Here is a 19,894-nt window from a genome sequence, read left to right as displayed (position 1 = left end):
CTGAATGAAACAAATCCTTTTGTTTCATATGCTTACATCATTTTTTAAACGCACCCGAAGGTGCCTTGTCTCGCCTATTTGGCTTCCGCCAGCAAGGCCCGCGCTATTGTGCGCATCCCCAGAGTATTGGCTCCCGGCGCCCAGAGGGCATCGCCGTTGTCACTGAAGCAGGCGGCCAGATCGATATGCAACCAGCCCATCCCTTCGTTGGCAACGAAACGGGAGAGGAAACCCGCCGCGTTGGAGGCGCCACCCGGCCCGCCCCCCTTCACCGGACGGCTGTTGGCCGTGTCGGCGTAATGGGAAGGGCACTGCTGGCGGTGCCAGGGCTCCAGCGGCAGCGGCCAGGCTGGCTCATGCTCGGCATCGGCATAGGTCATGGCCCGGCTTACCAGCCCTTTGTCGAGGCCAAACAGGGCATTGTAGCGCCCACCCAGCGCCATCACGGCTGCGCCGGTCAGGGTCGCGGCATCGATGATCAGCGGTGCACCGGACTCGCTCGCCAGTTGCAGGCCGTCGGCCAGCACCAGCCGTCCCTCGGCATCGGTATTCACAATCTCGACCGTGGTGCCGTTCTTGTAGGTGAGGATGTCGCCCAGCTTGTAGGCGTGGCCGGAGACCAGGTTCTCGGCGCAGCAGAGGATCAGCTTCACCCGCTTGTCGAGCCCGCGCAGCATGGCCAGCGCCAGCGCACCGGTGACAATCGCCGCCCCCCCCATGTCGCACTTCATGGTGAGCATCCCCTCGGAGCTCTTCATGGAGTAGCCGCCGGAGTCAAAGGTGATCCCCTTGCCCACCAGCGCTGCCGCTACCGGCGCCTTGGGGTCACGCACCGGGTTGAAGTCGAGCTCCAGCAATACCGGTTCGCGCGCACTGCCGCGGCCCACCTGATAGAGGCCGACCCAGCCCGCCTGTTGCAGCGCTTCGCCTTTCAAAATGCGATGACTCACCTTGTCCGGCGCCAGCTCGGTAATAAAGGAGGCCGCTTCCACCGCCAGCTCCAGCGGGCCCAACTGCTCCGGGGTGGCATTGGTCATCTCGCGCACCCAGCGGCCGCAGAGCCAACGCGCTTCCAGCTCCTCTCTGTCCTCTTCCGAGGACATGGCCCACTGCAGTTGCACCTCCGCCTTGGGGGTTTGCAGCCCTTGGGCAAAAGCCCACTGCTGTTCACGCTCCCAGTGACCAGCCAGGGTCACTTTCTGGATCCCCTGCTGGCAGAGGCGACGGGCCGCCTGCTGGATATCGAGCAGCGGATTGGCCGTCACCAGATGGATCACCATGCCGTCGGCGCGGTGAGAGAGCAGCGCCCCCTCCCCCCACTCGGCCGGTGCAAATTCACGACTCAGCCAGACATTCATGCGGTCACCTCCTGCAGCCAGCGGGCGATGGTACGCAGACCGTGCCCCTTGGCGCCGGTCGCCCAGAGATCATTGCCCGATTTCTGATAGGAGGCCGCCAGATCCAGGTGCACCCAACCCCTGCCCTCATCACGTACGAAACGGGAGAGAAACGCAGCAGCCGTGGTGGCACCGGCCGTGCCTTCTGCCGAGGCGACGTTGCCCAGATCGGCAAAGGCCGAGGTGAGCTGGCTGGCATGCCAGGGTTCCAGCGGCAGCGCCCACGCCTGTTCGTTTTCCACCTTGGCGGCGGCCAGCGCACGCAGTTGTTCGGTCTCATCGAGGGCAAACACCGCATTGTAGTCGCGCCCCAGCGCCATCTTGGCGGCGCCGGTCAGGGTGGCTGCGTCAAGGATATAAGCCGCACCGCTGTCGGAGGCCGCCATCAGGCCATCGGCCAGCACCAGACGCCCTTCCGCATCGGTGTTCTGGATCTCGACCGAAACCCCGTTCTTGTAGGTAAGGATGTCGCCCAGCTTGAAGGCGTGGCCGGAGACCAGGTTCTCGGCGCAGCAGAGAATGAGCTTCACCCGCTGGTTCAGACCGCGGCTGATAGCCAGCGCCAGCGCACCGGTCACCATGGCCGCGCCGCCCATGTCGGACTTCATCGGCAGCATGTTGTCAGAGGACTTCATGGAGTAGCCGCCAGAATCAAAAGTGATCCCCTTGCCCACCAGCGCCGCCACCACGGGCGCATTGCGATCACCGGTCGGGTTGTAGTCAAGCTCAAGCAGCACCGGCTCGCGCTCGCTACCACGGCCAACCGACCAGATCCCGATATGGCCGGACTCGCGCAGCGCTTCACCGGCGGTGATGCGGGCTGTAACCTGATCCCCGGCCAGACCACGAATGAGCAACAGGGCCGATTCCGCCAGACTCATGGGGTAGATCTCTTCCGGACAGCCATTGGTGATGTCACGTACCCAGCGAGCCGCCTTGAGCAGCGCATCCAGTTCACGGGCTTCCGCGTCGCTCTGCTGGCCAAAATCCAGTTCACGCGCTCCCTTGGCGGCGTAGAACCCCTGGGCGAACGCATAGCGACGCTCCAGATCCCAGCCTTTACCGACCAGCGTCACCCGCTTGATCCCGCTCGATTCGAGGCGACGGGCGGCACGCTGAACGGTGCGCAGAACATCCTTCTCCTGACCGGCGGCACCGAGATGGATCAGTGCCTCGTCGCCATTGAAACTGAGCTGGGCGCCCTCGCCCCAATAGGTGGCCGCAGCCTGGGTGGATAACGCTACCTTCATCATGTCAGCCATCGTGTTTGCTTCCTTTTTACTGGCACTATGTATAAGCACTCTTTATGGGAAAGAGCTTATTGGCAAAGAGAGAATAACGAATACAAAAAAGGCCGTGCCCCCGAGGGTCACGGCCTTCCACCATATCACTGAAGCACCACAGGATGCTGCACGTGCAATTCACTCATGTGTAATTAATGGCGTTCAGAGGCAAGGTTCAGGGTGTACTTGGGCAGTTCCACCACCAGATCCTCGTCCGCCAGTTTTGCCTGGCAGCTGAGGCGCGATTCCGGCTCCAACCCCCACGCCTTGTCCAGCATGTCGTCTTCCAGCTCGTCACTTGGCTCGAGCGAGTCAAAGCCCTCGCGCACCACGCAGTGGCAGGTGGTGCAGGCACAGGATTTCTCGCAGGCGTGCTCGATTTCGATACCGTTGCGCAGCGCCACATCCAGAATGGTCTCGCCGCTTTGCCCCTCGAGGGCGGCGCCATCCGGACAGAGTACGGGATGAGGAAGAATGATCAGTTTTGGCATATTACACCTTGTTGACGTTTTGTCCGGTCAGCACCTTGCGGATGGAGGCGTCCATCCGGCGGGCTGCAAACTCGCCACTGACAGCATCGGCTGCCTCAATGGCTTCTTTGATTTGATGGGTTGCGCCGCTGTTGCGCATGGTCAGCAGATGGGCGATGGCGGCATCAATCTCGGCACGCTCGGCAGCATTGAGCAGGGCATCGCCATCGGCGGCCAGCGCGGCATTGAGACTCTCGACCACCCGGTCGGCTTCAACCTGCTGCTCGGCCAGCATGCGGGCATCCATATCCTGCTGGGCGTTCTCGATGGAGGCGCTCAGCATGTTGAGGATATCCTGCTCCGCCAGCCCGTAAGAGGGCTTAACCTGGATCTCGGCCTGCACGCCGGAGGATTTCTCCATGGCGCTGACCGAGAGCAGACCATCCGCATCCACCTGGAAGGTGACGCGAATATGGGCGGCGCCGGCGGCCATCGGCGGAATGCCGGTCAGGGTAAAGCGGGCCAGGGAGCGGCAATCGGCCACCAGTTCGCGTTCACCCTGTACCACGTGAATGGCCATGGCGGTCTGACCATCCTTGAAGGTGGTGAACTCCTGGGCACGGGCCACCGGAATGGTGGTGTTGCGCGGGATCACTTTCTCGGCGAGGCCACCCATGGTCTCCAGACCCAGCGACAAGGGGATAACGTCCAGCAGCAGCATCTCGGCATCAGGCTTGTTGCCCACCAGAATGTCGGCCTGGATGGCGGCGCCGATGGCGACCACTTTATCCGGATCGATGCTGGTCAGCGGCGTACGTTGGAAGAACTCGCCCACCAGTTCACGCACCAACGGCACCCGGGTGGAGCCACCGACCATCACCACTTCCAGCACTTCCACCTGCTCAAGGCCCGCATCGCGCAGGGCGCGGCGACAGGCCAGCAAGGTCCGTTTCACCAGCGGGGTGATGAGTTCATCAAACTGGCTGCGGCTCACTGAACCCTGCCAGCCGGCAAAAGTGCAGGGAACGCTGTCGGTATCGGTGAGGCCGTGCTTGACGGCCGCGGCCACATCCAGCAATTCGCGCTGCAGATGGGCATCCAGCTCACCGGAGAGGCCCGCCTGCTCCTTGATCCAGTCTGCCAGCAGGTGATCGAAGTCATCGCCGCCGAGAGCGGAATCGCCGCCGGTCGCCATCACTTCAAATACACCGCGGTGCAGACGCAGGATGGAGATATCGAAGGTGCCGCCCCCCAGATCGTAAACCGCGATCACCCCTTCCTGACCGGAGTCGAGGCCATAGGCAATCGCGGCCGCAGTCGGCTCGTTGAGCAGGCGCAACACGTGCAGACCGGCCAGACGGGCCGCGTCCTTGGTGCCCTGACGCTGGGCATCATCGAAATAGGCGGGCACGGTAATGACCACGCCATCGAGATCGCCCCCGAGAGTCTGGGCGCCACGCTCGGCCAGCTTTTTGAGAATTTCGGCCGAGACCTGCACCGGATTGACCAGCCCCTGACGGGTTTGCAGTTGCGGCATGCCATTGTCGGCGGCAACAAACTGGTAAGGTTGCTGGCGGGTATCGATATCGGCCAGCGCCTTGCCCATCATCCGTTTGACCGAGACGATGGTGTTGTGAGGATCGAGCGCCGCTTCGCGCTTGGCATCAATCCCGACCCGAATGGTGTCGCTCTGATAGTGCACCACTGACGGAAGCAGGTCGCGCCCTTGCTCATCGCAAAGGGTATCGGCGTGACCACTGCGAACCGCAGCGACGAGAGAGTTGGTGGTGCCGAGATCGATGCCGACGGCACGTTTGTGCTGATGAGGAACAGCGCTCTGGCCGGGTTCGGCGATTTGCAGTAATGCCATGGGTAATGAAACTTCCAGCGTTAAAGGATCAAGACTCGAGAAGCGAGTCTTCGAATCGTTCCAGCTCTTCGAGGAGCTTGTCGACAAACTTGAGTTTGCGAACGCAATCAGCGGCAACGAGATCTCTGCCGGCGGCAAGAGACTCGGTCAGCTGCTGCATCAACATCTGGTGATCATGCCTGATCTCGCTGCGAAAATCCTTGATGGCGCGCTCAGGGTCTGCGTCATCTTTCAGATCGGCTAGACGCTCGCGCCACTCCAGCTGCTGCATCAGAAACGCGGTATCTTGCAGGGTCTGCTGTTCACCACGGATATCGGTGCCACGCAGGGAGAGCAGATATTCGGCACGGCGCAGCGGCGCCTTGAGGGTGGTGAATGCTTCGTTGATCTGGGCGGCACGTTGCACCGCAGCCAGCTGCTCCCGTTCGGGGGCGGTGGCAAAACGATCAGGATGGAATTGGGTTTGCAGCTGGCGGTAGGTATCAGCCAACTGACGGGTATCGAGCTCGAAGCCTTCAACCAGCCCAAACAGCTCGAAATGATTCATGCAAACCTCTTGGAAACGTTCGCCACAACCTCACTCGCCCTTGGCAAATGAGATGTGGTTGAACGGGTCATGGACAACCCGCTCAACCACAGACGAAGGATCATTGACGTCAAAAAACTCAGACACTGAAGCTTTCGCCGCAACCACACTCGCCTTTGGCGCATGAGAAGGTATTGTTGAACTACGCATATCTGACCCGTTCAACAACAGACGAAAGATCATTCACGTCAAACATCTCAGACACTGAAGCTTTCGCCACAACCACACTCGCCTTTGGCATTGGGATTGTTGAATTGGAAGCCCTCGTTGAGGCCCTCCTTGACGAAATCCAGCTCGGTGCCATCCAGATGGATCAGGCTCTTGGCATCAACAATGATCTTGACGCCCTGCTGCTCGAACACCTGATCCTCATCGGTCAGTTCATCAACGAACTCAAGCACGTAGGCCAGACCGGAGCAGCCGGTGGTTTTGACGCCGAGGCGCAGGCCAATGCCCTTGCCCCGGTTAGCCAGAAAAGAGGAAACCCGTGCCGCGGCGGCATCTGTCATGGTAATAGCCATACTGCTCTCCGGCGCTTAGAGACCTTTCTTCTGCTTGTAATCGGCGATGGCGGCCTTGATGGCGTCCTCAGCCAGAATGGAGCAGTGGATCTTCACCGGTGGCAGGGCCAGCTCTTCAGCGATATCGGTGTTCTTGATGCCAGCCGCTTCGTCCAGGGTCTTGCCCTTGACCCATTCGGTCACCAAGGAGCTGGAGGCGATGGCAGAACCGCAACCGTAGGTCTTGAACTTGGCATCTTCGATGATGCCTTCGTCGCTGATCTTCAATTGCAGCTTCATCACGTCACCACAGGCGGGCGCACCGACCATGCCGGTTGCAACGCTGGGATCATTCTTGTCGAAACCACCGACGTTGCGAGGATTCTCGTAGTGGTCGATTACTTTTTCACTGTAAGCCATATCTCACTCCTGCTAATTCTGTTGCTCACTGACCCGGTGGATCAGTGATGAGCCCATTCGACCGTGTTCAGATCGACGCCGTCTTTGTACATCTCCCACAGTGGGGACATCTCGCGCAGACGACCGATGGAGTCACGAATAAGCTTGACCGCGTAGTCAATCTCTTCCTCGGTGGTGAAGCGACCCATGCTGAAACGGATGGAGCTGTGTGCCAGCTCGTCGTTCAGACCCAGTGCGCGCAGCACATAGGAGGGTTCCAGGCTGGCGGAGGTACAGGCCGAACCGGAAGAGACCGCCAAATCTTTCAGCGCCATGATGAGGGATTCCCCTTCCACATAGGCAAAGCTGACGTTGAGGTTGCCCGGAACACGTTGCTCCAGATCGCCATTGATGTAGACGGCTTCAATATCCTTGATGCCATTCCACAGACGCTGGCGCAGAGCCAAGATGCGCTCGCCTTCACTCACCATCTCTTCTTTGGCGATGCGGAAAGCTTCGCCCATCCCGACGATCTGGTGGGTCGGCAGAGTACCGGAACGCATGCCGCGCTCGTGGCCGCCACCGTGCATCTGGGCTTCCAGACGAACGCGGGGTTTACGGCGAACAAACAGTGCACCGATCCCTTTCGGACCATACACCTTGTGCGCAGAGACGGAGAGCAGATCCACTTTCAGTGCCTCCACATCTACCGGGATCTTGCCCACACTCTGAACGGCATCCACGTGCAGCAGGATCTTGCGGGAACGGCACAACTCGCCGATGGCGGCAATGTTCTGAACCACGCCGATTTCGTTGTTCACATGCATGATGCTGACCAGGATGGTGTCATCACGCATGGCATTCTCAATCATCTCGATAGTGAACAGGCCGTTGGGCATCGGCTCAAGATAGGTCACCTCGAACCCTTCACGCTCCAGCTGGCGACAGGTATCGAGCACCGCCTTGTGTTCGGTCTTGGAAGTGATGATGTGCTTGCCCTTGCTGGCATAGAAGTGGGCAACACCCTTGATGGCCAGGTTATTGGATTCGGTCGCACCGGAAGTGAAGACGATCTCGCGGGGATCGGCACCGATCAGATCTGCCACTTGATTACGGGCCAGATCCACCGCCTCTTCGGCTTGCCAGCCAAAGCGGTGAGAACGGGAAGCCGGATTGCCGAACAGGCCATCCATGGTGAGACACTGCATCATTTTTTCTGCGACACGCGGGTCCACCGGACAGGTTGCCGAATAATCAAGGTAAATAGGCAGTTTCATGTTTTTCTCCGTCACAGTCCGGGTCATACAGAGTCCCGCTGTGGAAAGCACGTTTATAGTTGGACTTTCAAGCTCACATCGCCGTGTTCTGCCCGATCAACCAGGGACAACACGGTCTTCATTTGTTCATCTTGCTTGCCGGCAATGCGGCGCACATCGGCCTGGCGTACCAGCTCGGCCAGGGTGATATCCCCGAGGAAGCTGGAGATCCGCTCACTCAGGTCACGCCACAGGGAGTGAGTCAGGCACTGGGTACCGCCGTGGCAGCCGCCCTTGCCGAGGCACTTGGTAGCATCGACCGACTCATCGACCGCAGTGATCACCTGACCAACCGAAATCTCGCCTGGGGCCAAACCGAGGCGATAACCACCGCCCGGGCCACGTACACTGCTCACCAGACCATGTTTGCGCAGGCGGGCAAAGAGCTGCTCGAGATAGGACAACGAGATGCCCTGGCGCTCGGAAATATCGGCAAGGGGGACGGGCCCCTGCTCTGCATGCAGCGCCACGTCGAGCATGGCGGTTACAGCGTAACGTCCTTTTGAAGTCAGTCTCATGTGCCTTACCGTCTTGCGAAGCAATTTAATGGGGCACATGGTCACATACCCGACCAAATCAGTCAAGTATATGGTTGAGTAAATCAGTCGGATTAATCCGGTACGCGCGCTTTCTGCACCGAGGTCAGAATACCGCGCAGAATGTTGAGCTCAGCCGCTTCCGGCCGAGCCCGATTGAACAGGCGACGCAGCTTGCTCATCACATGACCCGGATGGTCATCGGCAATAAAACCGGTCTTCATCAGGGTTTGTTCCAAGTGCTTATAAAACCCTTCCAGCTGGGCGGCACTCGGATAGGCCATCTCCTCTTCAGGCTCGGCGGCCTGCCCCTGCAGCCAGCGCATCCGCACTTCGTAACAGAGGGTCTGCACCGCCATGGCCAGATTGAGAGAGCTGTAATCAGGATTGGCCGGAATGGCCACGTGGTAGTGGCACTTTTGCAATTCGTCGTTGGTGAGACCGGCGCGCTCACGACCAAACACCAACGCAACCGGGTGCTGCATCCCCTCAACCACCGACTTTTCGCCGGCCTCACGGGGATCGAGCATGGGCCAGCTCAGGGTTCGAGAGCGGGCGCTGGAGCCAATCACCAGACCACAATCGGCGATCGCGTCGTCCAGTGTCGGGACGATACGGGCATTGGCAAGCACATCGCTGGCACCAGCCGCCAGGGCGAAGGCATTGTCATCCGGCAAGGCTTGCGGATCAACCAATACCAGCTGGGTCAAACCCATGGTCTTCATGGCACGCGCCGCAGACCCCATGTTGCCGGTATGAGAGGTGTTTACCAAAACGATACGAATCTGATCCAACATGCCCAGTCAATCTTCAGTCAAAAATGGCGCGCAATTGTAACATAAGAGAACACGATGTTGGCACCGTAAAAGCCGAGCCATTTCAGAACAAAACTACCCGTTTGTATAACAAACCAGCATGAGGGAAGTGAGAGGGGGGGGCTAAACTTGATGGATATCCGATAAACGGCACAGGAGACACCGCGCCATGCTTCCTCCCTTTATCTATGAGAGATTGCCCAGCCTCTACCTGCTGGCAGCCATTGCCATTATTACGTTGAGTGAACAGCCCCTGCTCTGGTTTGCAGGCGCCCTGCTGTTTATCGCCGGAGCGGTGACCTGGATGATGCGCTCCAGCTACCGGCGTACCGATCTGATTATCTTTCCGAGCAAACGCTGGCTGCAGCCGGAGTGGCTGTATGAAGCGCAGCCCTTCATCTGGCTGGCTGCGGGGCTGGCCATGTCACAGCTGCCCGCCCCTGCGGCACTCATCGCCTTGGTGCCCTGTCTGTGGGCCTGTCGTTGCCTCTGGGCACGGCACCATTATCGTCGCCATGCCCATGGGGTGATTCTCCACCTAAGACGGGATCCCGCCCGGCGCCGTCTGCACCGGAGCCTGCGCTGACGCGGTACGGGCGCGTTCGATAAACGTCGCCAGATCCATCAGGGGATACTTCATCAGGCTTGGCAAGCCATCGAGATCCAGACTGTCCATCAGGTTTTTCACCTCAAGACCCAGTTCGGTATCCCCTTCTATCTTCAGCTTGCGCTGGAAAAAGAGCGAATCAGGATCCTCTTTGCGACCGGCAATCAGGATCAGGTCGTTGGCGGTACCGCTGAAGCAGACATCGGCCTTGTTACACTCGCGAGCCACCACCAGCTGGCCATTCTGCTCACTGATAAACCAGCACAGCTCCAGATCAGAGACTTCGACTTTCAGCCACTTGTCTGCCAGAAACTCGAAATCGCCATCTTCGATAGCCTCTTTGAAAACCCGGGCCAGCAAACTCTCCATCAGCTGCTTTTGCAGATTGAAGGGAACCAGCTTGAGGGGATGGCGCAAGAAGCGCGGAGCCTGTTCGACCAGGCGGCGTTGCAGTTGTTGAAACACGATAGACTCCCTTTTTTGCGCATTCAAACACAGGGAGAGTGGCAAGATCCTGTTGGAAATCAAACTTGTGCAGGGTTACCTCAAGAAGGGTAAAGCCACACAAAGCTGCCTCAGGTCAAAAAGCGGGAGTGCATGGCTGCATACAATCAGGGCTCGTTTGCCCTTCATATGCACTCTCGGAGCGTACCAATGGAATTACTCTGTCCGGCAGGCAGTTTGCCGGCACTGAAAACCGCCGTGGATAACGGGGCCGATGCCGTTTATATCGGTTTCAAGGATGACACCAATGCCCGCCACTTTGCCGGTCTCAACTTTACCGACAGCAAACTGGAGAAGGCGGTAGATTATGTGCATCAACATGGTCGCAAGCTGCATATTGCCATCAATACCTTTGCCCATCCCGGGGCCGATGCGCGTTGGAAACAGGCGGTTGATCGCGGGGTGGCCCTCGGCGCCGATGCGTTAATCATCGCCGATCTCGCCGTGCTGGAATATGCCAGCCGCCACTACCCCGAGATGGAACTCCATGTCTCGGTGCAGGCCAGCGCCACCAATGCCGCCGCCATTCGCTTCTATCAGCAGCAATTCAATGTCACACGGGTGGTGCTGCCCCGGGTGCTCTCCATGCATCAGGTCAAGCAGCTGGCCCGCGAGACCGATGTTGGCCTTGAGGTATTCGCTTTTGGCAGCCTCTGCATCATGGCCGAGGGGCGCTGCTATCTCTCCTCCTACATGACTGGCGAGAGTCCCAACACCGTCGGCGCCTGCTCACCGGCCAAGTTCGTCCGTTGGGAAGAGACCCCGAACGGTCTCGAGTCGCGGCTCAACGAGGTGCTGATCGACCGCTATGGCCCGGGCGAAAATGCTGGCTATCCGACCCTGTGCAAGGGGCGTTTCGACGTGGATGGGCAGACCTACCACGCGCTGGAAGAGCCCACCAGTCTCAATACCCTGGGTCTGTTGCCCGAGCTGTTCAAGACCGGGATCCAGTCGGTCAAGATTGAAGGACGCCAACGCAGCCCAGCTTATGTGGAGCAAGTGACCCGGGTCTGGCGTGCGGCCATCGATGCCTATCAGGCCAATCCCGAGGCCTATCAGGTTAAAGCTGAGTGGGATGCCCAGCTCGCCCGCGTCTCCGAAGGTAGCCAGACTACCCTCGGCGCCTATCATCGTCAGTGGCAATAAGGAGTCCACCCATGCAATTCTCTCTCGGGCCTCTGCTCTTCTACTGGCCCAAAGCCGATACCGAGGCCTTTTACCATGCCGCGGCCGACAGTCAGGCCGACATCATCTATCTGGGGGAGACCGTCTGCAGCAAGCGGCGCGAACTCAAAGTCGATGACTGGATTGCGCTGGCCCGTCAGGTCGCAAACTCCGGCAAGCAGGTAGTGCTCTCGACCCTCGCCCTTATCTCCGCCCCTTCCGAGCTCAAGGAGGTGAAGCGGCTGGTCGACAATGGCGATCTTATGGTCGAAGCCAACGATCTCGGTACGGTACAACTCGCCTGGGAGGCAGGGATCCCCTTCGTCTGTGGTCCCGCCATCAACGCCTATAACGCCGATGTGCTGCGCATGTTGCTCAAACAGGGGATGAAACGCTGGGTCATGCCGGTGGAGCTCTCCCGTGACTGGCTGATCCAGCTCAATCAGGATCTGGGCTCCCTGCGCAACCAATTTGAGGTGGAGGTGTTTGCCTACGGCCATCTGCCGCTCGCCTACTCGGCGCGCTGCTTCACCGCCCGCTCCCTCGACAAACCGAAAGACAACTGCGAGCTCGCCTGCATCAACTACCCCACCGGACGACTGGCCAACAGCCGCGAGGGGCAGCGGGTGTTCAATCTCAACGGGATCCAGACCCAGTCCGGTTACTGCTACAACCTGGGTAACGAGCTGGCTGGTATGGAAGGTCTGGTAGATGTGGTCAGGCTTTCGCCGCAAGGGATGGAGACGCTGGAGATGCTGGCCCGCTTCAAAGCCAACCGGCAGGGCAATCAGCCCCTCGTTCTGCAGCAGGATCGCGATTGCAACGGCTACTGGCGCCAGATCCCCGGTATGAGCCTGGTGGAATAAGCCCAAGGGCAAAACATAAGATAATAGCGATCAAAAGGGGGCCATTAGGCCCCCCTTTCTAATCACTCATGTCGATAGTGACTTACTTGGCGCCATGCTGCTCCGCCAGATAGAGCCAGGTATCGACCACTGTATCGGGGTTGAGCGACACCGAGTCAATCCCCTGCTCCACCAGCCAGGCGGCAAAGTCAGGGTGATCGGATGGCCCCTGACCGCAGATCCCCACGTACTTGCCCGCCTTGCGCGCGGCCTGAATCGCCATCGACAGCAGTGCCTTGACCGCCTCGTTGCGCTCGTCGAACAGGTGGGCAATCAGCCCCGAGTCCCGATCCAGCCCAAGGGTGAGCTGGGTCATGTCATTGGAGCCGATGGAGAAGCCATCCACGTGCTCGAGGAACTTGTTTGCCAAGAGGGCATTGCTCGGGATCTCGCACATCATGATCACCTTGAGCCCCCGCTCGCCGCGGCGCAGACCGTTCTCGGCCAGGATGTCGATCACCTGCTCCGCCTCGCCCACGGTGCGCACGAAGGGGATCATCACCTCGACGTTGGTCAACCCCATCACATCGCGTACCCGCTTGATCGCCTCGCACTCGAGGGCAAAGCAGGGGCGGAAGCTGTCGGCGATGTAGCGGGATGCGCCACGAAAACCGATCATCGGGTTCTCCTCGTGGGGCTCGTAGCCACGACCGCCCACCAGATTGGCGTACTCGTTGGACTTGAAGTCCGACATCCGCACGATCACCCGCTCCGGCCAGAAGGCGGCCCCCAGAGTGGCGATCCCCTCGGTCAGCTTGGCCACATAGAACTCCCGCGGGCTGTCGTAACCGGCGATCATCTTGCCGATGGTGGCCTGCAGCTCTGGGGTTTGCAGGTCAAACTCCAGCAAGGCCTTGGGGTGCACGCCGATCATCCGGTTGATGATGAATTCAAGGCGCGCCAGCCCTACCCCGGCATTGGGCAACTGGGCAAAGTCGAAAGCGCGGTCCGGGTTGCCGACGTTCATCATGATCTTGATGGGCAGGCGCGGCATATTGCCCACCTCGGTCACCGCCACGTCGAAGTCCAGCTCGCCGTCATAGATAAAACCGGTATCCCCTTCCGCACAGGAGACGGTGATCCGCTGGCCCGGCTGAATATGATCGGTAGCGTTGCCACAGCCTACCACTGCCGGAATGCCCAGCTCGCGGGCGATAATGGCGGCGTGACAGGTGCGGCCACCCCGGTTGGTGACGATGGCGGAAGCCCGCTTCATGATGGGCTCCCAGTCCGGGTCGGTCATGTCGGTGACCAGCACATCGCCGGGCTGCACTTCGTCCATCTGGCTGATGCAGGAGATGACCCGCGCCGGGCCCGCGCCAATCTTGTGACCGATAGCACGCCCCTCGATCAACACCTTGCCCGCTTGCTTGAGGGCAAAACGCTCGAGGGTGTTGGCCTCCTGACGGCTGCGCACGGTTTCCGGGCGGGCCTGCACGATATAGAGCTGGCCATCCTGACCATCCTTGGCCCACTCGATATCCATCGGGCGGCCATAGTGCTGCTCAATGATGAGGGCCTGTTTCGCCAGCGCCATCACCTCCTCATCGCTGATGCAGAAGCGGCTACGCTCGGCCTCATTGGTGTCGACAATCTTCACCTGACGGCCGTGACCGGCATCGTCCGAGTAGGTCATCTTGATAAGCTTGGAGCCGAGGGTCTTGCGCACCACCGCCGGGCGGCCCCCCTTGAGGGTCGGCTTGTGCACATAGAATTCATCCGGGTTGACCGCGCCCTGCACCACCATCTCGCCAAGACCATGGGCACCGGTGATAAAGACCACGTCGTTGAAACCGGACTCGGTATCCAGGGTAAACATGACGCCGGAGGCGGCGAGATCCGAGCGCACCATCCGCTGTACCCCGGCCGAGAGGGCAACGCCCTTGTGGTCGTAGCCCTGATGCACCCGATAGGAGATGGCGCGATCGTTGAACAGGGAAGCAAACACATGCTTGACCGCCGTCATGACGGCATCGATGCCACGTACGTTGAGGAAGGTCTCCTGCTGACCGGCAAAGGAGGCGTCTGGCATATCCTCGGCGGTGGCGGAGGAGCGCACCGCAAACGAGGCCTCGACACCGGCACTCAACTTTTCATAGGCAACCCGGATAGCCTGCTCCAGTTCGGGCTGGAACGGGGCTTCGATCACCCAGTCGCGGATCTGCTGACCGGCCCGGTTGAGGGCGGCGATATCGTCCACGTCCAGATTGTCGAGCAGATGGTGGATCTTGCCGTTGAGGCCGCTTGACTCCAGAAACTCGTTAAACGCAAAGGCGGTGGTGGCAAAGCCCCCCGGCACGGATACGCCGGCGCCAGAGAGGTTGCTGATCATCTCGCCAAGGGATGCGTTCTTGCCGCCAACTCGTTCTACGTCCTGCATTCCGAGTTGTTCGTACCAGAGCACGTACTGTTGCACTTGGATGTCTCCAGGTTGGTGGGCACCGATGCCATAGCACCTCGTGCGCCCGATTTAATCGATGAGGTTATGGGTAAGTCAGGTGCGTTATTGTCTGTTTCTTTTGTTGCCAACGACAATGAAAACGTTTTCTACTGATTTTCAAAAAAATCCCCGGGCAAGCGTTGGGGATGGTCGAATGACCGGAACATTCTACAATGGCGACACAAAAAGATAACGATTCAGGTTTGCAAGCCACTTCACAACTTGGGCACAGCAGACCGGTTGACAAAACTGGTATGGTTTCGGGAGATACTTCTCACCCCTTACCCCATGCGACCCCACCCGCGGTATCACAGGAGCCCTACGTGCACACCGTATTTTATGTTTCAGACGGAACCGCCATCACCGCCGAAGTGTTCGGCCACGCGGTACTGAGCCAGTTTCCGCTGGCCTTCGAGCAGATCACTATCCCCTTTGTGGAGACACTGGAGAAAGCCCGTCAGGTACGGATGCGGATCGACGAGCAGTTTCGCCAGACCGGGGTACGCCCCATTCTGTTTCACACCATCGTCGACCCGCTGGTACGGGAAGAGGTACTGAAATCGGAGGCGTGCGGCCACGACTTTCTCAATACCTTCGTCAGCCCGCTGGAGCAGGAGCTGGGGGTCAAAGCCGAGCCCCGCCTCCACCGCACCCACGGCATGGAGAACCGCAAGCTCTATGACGATCGCATCGAGGCGGTCAACTTCGCACTTGCCAACGACGATGGCATCACCACCAGGGAGTACGATGAGGCGGACATCATCCTGATCGGGGTCTCCCGCTGCGGCAAGACCCCCACCAGCCTCTATCTGGCGCTGCAGTTTGGCATTCGCGCCGCCAACTACCCCTTTATCGAGCAGGACATGGGGATGCTGGAGCTGCCCGCCCCCCTCAAGGCCAACCGTCACAAGCTGTTTGGCCTCACCATAGCGCCGCAGCGGCTGCACGAGATCCGTAACCAGCGCCGTGCCAACAGCCGCTACTCCTCCATCGAACAGTGCGAGCAGGAGCTGGCCTGCGTGGAGCGACTGTTTCGCCAGGAGGCGATCCGCTTCCTGGATACCAGCTCCCACTCGGTGGAGGAGATCAGCGCCAAGGTCCTCGAGGCGACCGGTCTGCGCCGCCAGCTCTGTTAAGCCAGCTTGACAGCTATCGGCATCAACAAAAGATAAAAATTACAGTGTCGCGGCGAAAGTCAGCTGTGGCGAACTGCAATTCACATCGATGACAGTGAAAAGCGTGGATAAAAAAGGGATAAGCACCACAAATGCTTATCCCTCTTCTTGTCGACCTTGGCGTTGTGCCCTTGTCACCCGCTGCCAGTTAGCCGCTATTCGATTCCGTTCTGCTGCGCTCGGCAAACAGCCAGCGTTCACTAACGATTGAGTTCAGGGTTGTTCATCAACCGGGCATAGAAGGCCAGCAAACCGTGGCGCAGGCGAACCCGCTCCGCCAACCAGCCGCCAACGAGCGCCCCCGTTACCCCACCAACCAGCAACAGCGGCTGCCAGTAGTGCAGCAACTCCTGATCACCGAGTAACAGCCAACCCAGCAACATAATCGCGGCCACCAGCAACAACAGCGGACTGGCGGCAATCCCTAACCAGAGCGCCACCAGCACACTCCGGGCAACCCCTTGTTGCAGCACGCTTTCGCGTTCCCTGTGCTCCAACTCCCTGCACTCTTCCTTGCACTCCCGCTTGTTTGGCATCATTTGCATCCATTTGTGGCTCGGCACCACAAAAGCACACCAACAAGACAAAATGTCAACAAAACAGAATTCGATTGCACAAACATCAACCAAAAACTACCAGCGTGCCTCTTCAGATCATGAAAAAGCTGCCATTGGTACAAAATACGGCCATTCGAGATGGAAAACAGGTGCATTCATGGCGGATTATCACTATTCTGCTTCGGTTGCCAGCCAACACTAAAAATTGAAAACGGCATGTCGTAACGAAATAAATACAGATTTCGTCAGGTTTTGGCTACGCACTGCGGCCTGCTCAGGATGAGCCCAACACCGACCAGAGACAACAGAGACGTAAGGACAGACCCATGGATTTGAAACAAGACTGTGAGGAGCTGAAGCGCGGCCTTAAAAACCGCCACATTCAGTTGATTGCTTTAGGCGGCGCCATCGGCACCGGCCTCTTTCTGGGCATTGCCCAAACCATCAAGATGGCAGGCCCCTCGGTCCTGCTGGGGTATGCCATCGGCGGCTTTATCGCCTTCCTGATCATGCGCCAGCTCGGTGAAATGGTGGTGGAAGAGCCGGTAGCCGGTTCATTCAGCCACTTTGCCTACAAATACTGGGGCGAGTTTGCCGGTTTTGCATCCGGCTGGAACTACTGGGTGCTCTACGTGCTGGTGAGCATGGCCGAGTTAACCGCAGTGGGCATTTATGTCCAATACTGGTGGCCCGAGATCCCGACCTGGATGTCGGCCGCCTTCTTCTTCGTGCTGATCAACGCCATCAACCTCTCCAACGTCAAAGCGTTTGGCGAGATGGAGTTCTGGTTCGCCATTATCAAGGTGGTTGCCATCATCGGCATGATTGGCTTTGGCGGCTATCTGCTCCTCTCCGGTGCCGGCGGACCCGAGGCCAGCGTCACCAACCTGTGGGCTCATGGCGGCTTCTTCCCCAACGGCATCAGCGGTCTGGTGATGGCGATGGCGGTGATCATGTTCTCCTTCGGCGGTCTGGAGCTGGTGGGCATTACCGCCGCGGAAGCGGACAACCCCGAGAAGAGCATTCCCAAGGCCACCAATCAGGTGATCTACCGCATCCTCATCTTCTACATCGGCGCCCTGGCTATCCTGATGTCCCTCTATCCCTGGGGTAAAGTGGTGGAAGGCGGCAGCCCGTTCGTGATGATTTTCCACGCTCTGGACAGCAATCTCGTCGCCACCGTACTCAACATCGTGGTACTGACGGCAGCACTCTCGGTCTACAACAGTTGCGTCTACTGCAACAGCCGGATGCTGTTCGGGCTGGCCAAACAGGGCAACGGCCCGAAAGCCCTGCTCAAGACCAACAAGAGCGGCGTGCCACTGGTGGCCCTCTCGGTCTCGGCCATCGCCACCCTGCTCTGCGTGCTGATCAACTACCTGATGCCGGGCAAGGCGTTCGGCCTGCTGATGGCGCTGGTGGTCTCCGCACTGGTGATCAACTGGGCGATGATCAGCCTCGCGCACCTCAAGTTCCGCAAGGCCAAGGTCGCAGAGGGTGTCCAGCCCAAGTTCAAGGCGTTCTGGTACCCCTTCGGCAACTATCTCTGCCTCGCGTTCATGGCCGGTATTCTGGTGATCATGTATATGACCCCCGATTTCCGCATCTCGGTCGAACTGATCCCCGCCTGGCTGGTGGTACTGGGCATTGGCTTTGTCATCAAGCGCAAGGGACAAGCTCAAAGCAAGGTTGCAGCCAATCTGGGTTAATGCCCGCAGTTGAGAAAAACAATGCAAAACGCCGATCGCATGATCGGCGTTTTTTTATTACGCGCAGCACTACTAGCAGCCATAGCCCTCAGGAAGGCAGCTCTTGCCTTTGATCTTGCCGATGCTCCGGGCTGTTGACGCAACACTCATCGCGGAAAAAGGCGATGATCTCCTCCAGCACCGCGTATTGAGAGACGCACAGCAGGGTGCGACTCTCCCGGTTTTGCTTCACCAGCCCCACCGAGACCAGCGCCGCGATATGGTGGCTGAGGGTGGAAGCGGGGATCACCAGCTGCTTTTGCAGCTCCCCCACCGGCAACCCCTGCTCTCCCGCCTTGACCAGATGCTTGAAGATAAACAGCCGGGTCGGATGACCCAGCTCTTTCAATGCCTTGGCGACCTCTTCCAGTTGCATCTCTGCGCCCTCCACGAATTTGATATTTCGATAATACCAGAAATATCTTGATCGACCATTAATTTCGATTATTTTGGAAATATAGAAACCAAGTGAGGATACGACAATGAATGAGTGGTTAACCATGCTGACCGATGCAGCCCAGATGTTCCTGTTTCTGGCTGTCGAGCTGTCGGTGCTGTTTCTGGTCATTAGCGCCGGGGTCAGCCTGATCCGTCAGAAGATCCCCGACGAGAAGATCCAGCGGATGCTGGGGGCCCGCCACGGCAAGGGCTATCTGCTCTCTGCCCTGCTCGGCGCCGTCACCCCCTTTTGCAGCTGCTCCACCATCCCCATGCTGAGAGGGCTGCTCTCGGCCAAGGCTGGCTTTGGCCCCACCCTCACCTTCCTGTTTATCTCGCCACTGCTGAACCCCATCATCGTCGGCTTGATGTGGGCCACCTTTGGCTGGAAAGTGACCCTGCTCTACGCCGTGATCGCTGCCAGCGTCTCCGTCATGGCGAGCATGCTGCTCGACAGATTGGGGTTCGAGCGCCATGTCATCGACCCCAAAGAGGCCACCCCCTCTTGCGGTAGCGGCTGTGGCCCGGCGACCCGCACCACCACTCAAGCACATTGCAGTGACAACCAACGCGGCGTCATTCGCGCAATCAAACCCCTCAACGGGGCAGCGTGCTGCCCGGCACCTCAACCAGAGATGGCAGAACAGGCCACCCTCTCCTGCTGCGGCGATGGCACGGCAGTCCTGACCAGAGCACCACAGCTCCCCACCGCCTGGGGCAAAGCTCGCATTGATGCCTGGCAGCAGTTCAAAGCGGTATTGCCCTTCCTGCTGCTGGGGGTGCTCATCGGCTCGTTTATTTACGGTTTTATTCCGGCCGAGTGGATCGCCGCCCATGCTGGCGCCGACAACCCGCTGGCCATCCCCTTCAGCGCCATCGTCGGGATCCCGCTCTACATCCGTGCCGAGGCCGTGATCCCGCTGGCATCGGTACTGCTGGGCAAAGGGATGGGAATGGGCGCCGTCATGGCGCTGATCATCGGCAGTGCCGGTGCCAGCCTGACCGAGGTGATCCTGCTCAAATCGATGTTCAAAACCCCGATGATTGCGGCCTTCCTTACCGTGATCCTCGGCATGGCGATCCTGATGGGCTACCTGACGCAACTGCTGTTTTAAGTCGCCCATCATTAAACAGACAGGGTGTTAAGCCAGCTGAGTGTGAAACCATCAGGCTTCCCATAGACA

General features: G+C 59.2%; 20 protein-coding genes. 6 read left to right on the top strand and 14 right to left on the bottom strand.

The window, feature by feature from the left end:
- Positions 1-74: 74 nt before the first annotated feature.
- The 10 genes from pepB (G5193_RS01065) to trmJ form a co-directional block, all read right to left on the bottom strand.
- Entirely contained in the window at positions 75-1,358 is a 1,284-nt protein-coding gene (pepB, locus tag G5193_RS01065; protein WP_421204723.1) for an aminopeptidase PepB, read from the bottom strand.
- A complete protein-coding gene (gene pepB / locus G5193_RS01060; protein ID WP_421204722.1) occupies positions 1,355-2,659 on the bottom strand; it encodes an aminopeptidase PepB in 1,305 nt (434 codons plus the stop codon). Before pepB (G5193_RS01060) ends, pepB (G5193_RS01065) begins: the two co-directional genes overlap by 4 nt.
- 173 nt (positions 2,660-2,832) lie before the next feature.
- A complete protein-coding gene (gene fdx / locus G5193_RS01055; RefSeq protein ID WP_005333808.1) occupies positions 2,833-3,171 on the bottom strand; it encodes an ISC system 2Fe-2S type ferredoxin in 339 nt (112 codons plus the stop codon).
- A 1-nt stretch (position 3,172) separates the two neighbouring features.
- Positions 3,173-5,020: a Fe-S protein assembly chaperone HscA gene (gene hscA, locus G5193_RS01050; protein WP_149153151.1), complete on the bottom strand. Its 1,848-nt coding sequence runs from the start codon at positions 5,018-5,020 to the stop codon at positions 3,173-3,175.
- 28 nt (positions 5,021-5,048) lie between these two features.
- A complete protein-coding gene (hscB, locus tag G5193_RS01045) occupies positions 5,049-5,567 on the bottom strand; it encodes a co-chaperone HscB (protein ID WP_005351031.1) in 519 nt (172 codons plus the stop codon).
- 236 nt (positions 5,568-5,803) lie between these two features.
- The gene (iscA, locus tag G5193_RS01040) at positions 5,804-6,127 is read right to left on the bottom strand and encodes an iron-sulfur cluster assembly protein IscA (RefSeq protein ID WP_005333812.1); all 324 of its coding nucleotides are present in this window, start codon (positions 6,125-6,127) and stop codon (positions 5,804-5,806) included.
- Positions 6,128-6,142: 15 nt separating this feature from the next.
- Positions 6,143-6,526, bottom strand: a complete 384-nt coding sequence (gene iscU, locus G5193_RS01035) for a Fe-S cluster assembly scaffold IscU (protein ID WP_005333813.1) — start codon at positions 6,524-6,526, stop codon at positions 6,143-6,145.
- A 41-nt stretch (positions 6,527-6,567) separates the two neighbouring features.
- Positions 6,568-7,782, bottom strand: coding sequence for an IscS subfamily cysteine desulfurase (locus tag G5193_RS01030; protein ID WP_013723838.1), 1,215 nt, complete (start codon positions 7,780-7,782; stop codon positions 6,568-6,570).
- Positions 7,783-7,835: 53 nt separating this feature from the next.
- Entirely contained in the window at positions 7,836-8,339 is a 504-nt protein-coding gene (gene iscR / locus G5193_RS01025) for a Fe-S cluster assembly transcriptional regulator IscR (protein WP_026035025.1), read from the bottom strand.
- Positions 8,340-8,431: 92 nt separating this feature from the next.
- Positions 8,432-9,154 carry a tRNA (cytosine(32)/uridine(32)-2'-O)-methyltransferase TrmJ gene (gene trmJ, locus G5193_RS01020; RefSeq protein ID WP_421204721.1) on the bottom strand — a complete coding sequence of 241 codons (723 nt, stop codon included), beginning with the start codon at positions 9,152-9,154 and terminating at the stop codon, positions 8,432-8,434.
- A gap of 187 nt (positions 9,155-9,341) precedes the next feature.
- Here trmJ and G5193_RS01015 point away from each other — a divergent pair, with 187 nt between their 5' ends.
- Positions 9,342-9,758 carry a hypothetical protein gene (locus tag G5193_RS01015; RefSeq protein WP_236289354.1) on the top strand — a complete coding sequence of 139 codons (417 nt, stop codon included), beginning with the start codon at positions 9,342-9,344 and terminating at the stop codon, positions 9,756-9,758.
- On the opposite strand, the gene ubiT is transcribed toward G5193_RS01015, so the two are convergent.
- Positions 9,711-10,244, bottom strand: coding sequence for a ubiquinone anaerobic biosynthesis accessory factor UbiT (ubiT, locus tag G5193_RS01010; RefSeq protein ID WP_421204720.1), 534 nt, complete (start codon positions 10,242-10,244; stop codon positions 9,711-9,713). The genes G5193_RS01015 and ubiT overlap by 48 nt on opposite strands.
- A 189-nt stretch (positions 10,245-10,433) precedes the next feature.
- Between ubiT and ubiU the strand changes: the two genes are divergently transcribed.
- Together ubiU and G5193_RS01000 are read left to right on the top strand one after the other, a co-directional pair.
- Entirely contained in the window at positions 10,434-11,429 is a 996-nt protein-coding gene (ubiU, locus tag G5193_RS01005; RefSeq protein ID WP_005344835.1) for a ubiquinone anaerobic biosynthesis protein UbiU, read from the top strand.
- 11 nt (positions 11,430-11,440) lie between these two features.
- Entirely contained in the window at positions 11,441-12,313 is an 873-nt protein-coding gene (locus G5193_RS01000) for a U32 family peptidase (protein WP_421204719.1), read from the top strand.
- 82 nt (positions 12,314-12,395) lie between these two features.
- Here the strand turns inward: G5193_RS01000 and ppsA are convergent, their stop codons facing one another.
- Positions 12,396-14,768, bottom strand: coding sequence for a phosphoenolpyruvate synthase (gene ppsA / locus G5193_RS00995; RefSeq protein ID WP_421204718.1), 2,373 nt, complete (start codon positions 14,766-14,768; stop codon positions 12,396-12,398).
- Positions 14,769-15,115: 347 nt separating this feature from the next.
- Between ppsA and ppsR the strand changes: the two genes are divergently transcribed.
- A complete protein-coding gene (ppsR, locus tag G5193_RS00990; RefSeq protein WP_005333888.1) occupies positions 15,116-15,928 on the top strand; it encodes a posphoenolpyruvate synthetase regulatory kinase/phosphorylase PpsR in 813 nt (270 codons plus the stop codon).
- A gap of 239 nt (positions 15,929-16,167) precedes the next feature.
- On the opposite strand, the gene G5193_RS00985 is transcribed toward ppsR, so the two are convergent.
- Entirely contained in the window at positions 16,168-16,506 is a 339-nt protein-coding gene (locus G5193_RS00985; RefSeq protein WP_235671494.1) for a hypothetical protein, read from the bottom strand.
- Between the two features lie 344 nt (positions 16,507-16,850).
- Between G5193_RS00985 and G5193_RS00980 the strand changes: the two genes are divergently transcribed.
- Positions 16,851-18,233 (top strand): amino acid permease, encoded by a 1,383-nt coding sequence (locus G5193_RS00980; RefSeq protein WP_421204717.1) that lies wholly within the window; start codon positions 16,851-16,853, stop codon positions 18,231-18,233.
- A gap of 88 nt (positions 18,234-18,321) precedes the next feature.
- Here G5193_RS00980 and G5193_RS00975 read toward each other — a convergent pair whose 3' ends face one another.
- Positions 18,322-18,648 carry an ArsR/SmtB family transcription factor gene (locus G5193_RS00975; RefSeq protein WP_128815807.1) on the bottom strand — a complete coding sequence of 109 codons (327 nt, stop codon included), beginning with the start codon at positions 18,646-18,648 and terminating at the stop codon, positions 18,322-18,324.
- A 106-nt stretch (positions 18,649-18,754) separates the two neighbouring features.
- On the opposite strand from G5193_RS00975, the gene G5193_RS00970 reads away from it, so the two are divergent.
- Positions 18,755-19,825, top strand: a complete 1,071-nt coding sequence (locus G5193_RS00970; protein ID WP_323905664.1) for a permease — start codon at positions 18,755-18,757, stop codon at positions 19,823-19,825.
- Positions 19,826-19,894: the final 69 nt, after the last annotated feature.

It is taken from the genome of Aeromonas sp. 601027 (genome assembly GCF_049174455.1).
Taxonomy (GTDB): domain Bacteria; phylum Pseudomonadota; class Gammaproteobacteria; order Enterobacterales; family Aeromonadaceae; genus Aeromonas; species Aeromonas veronii_A.
Note: the sequence above shows the minus strand (reverse complement) of the source record. Positions and strands in the feature narration are given on the sequence as shown.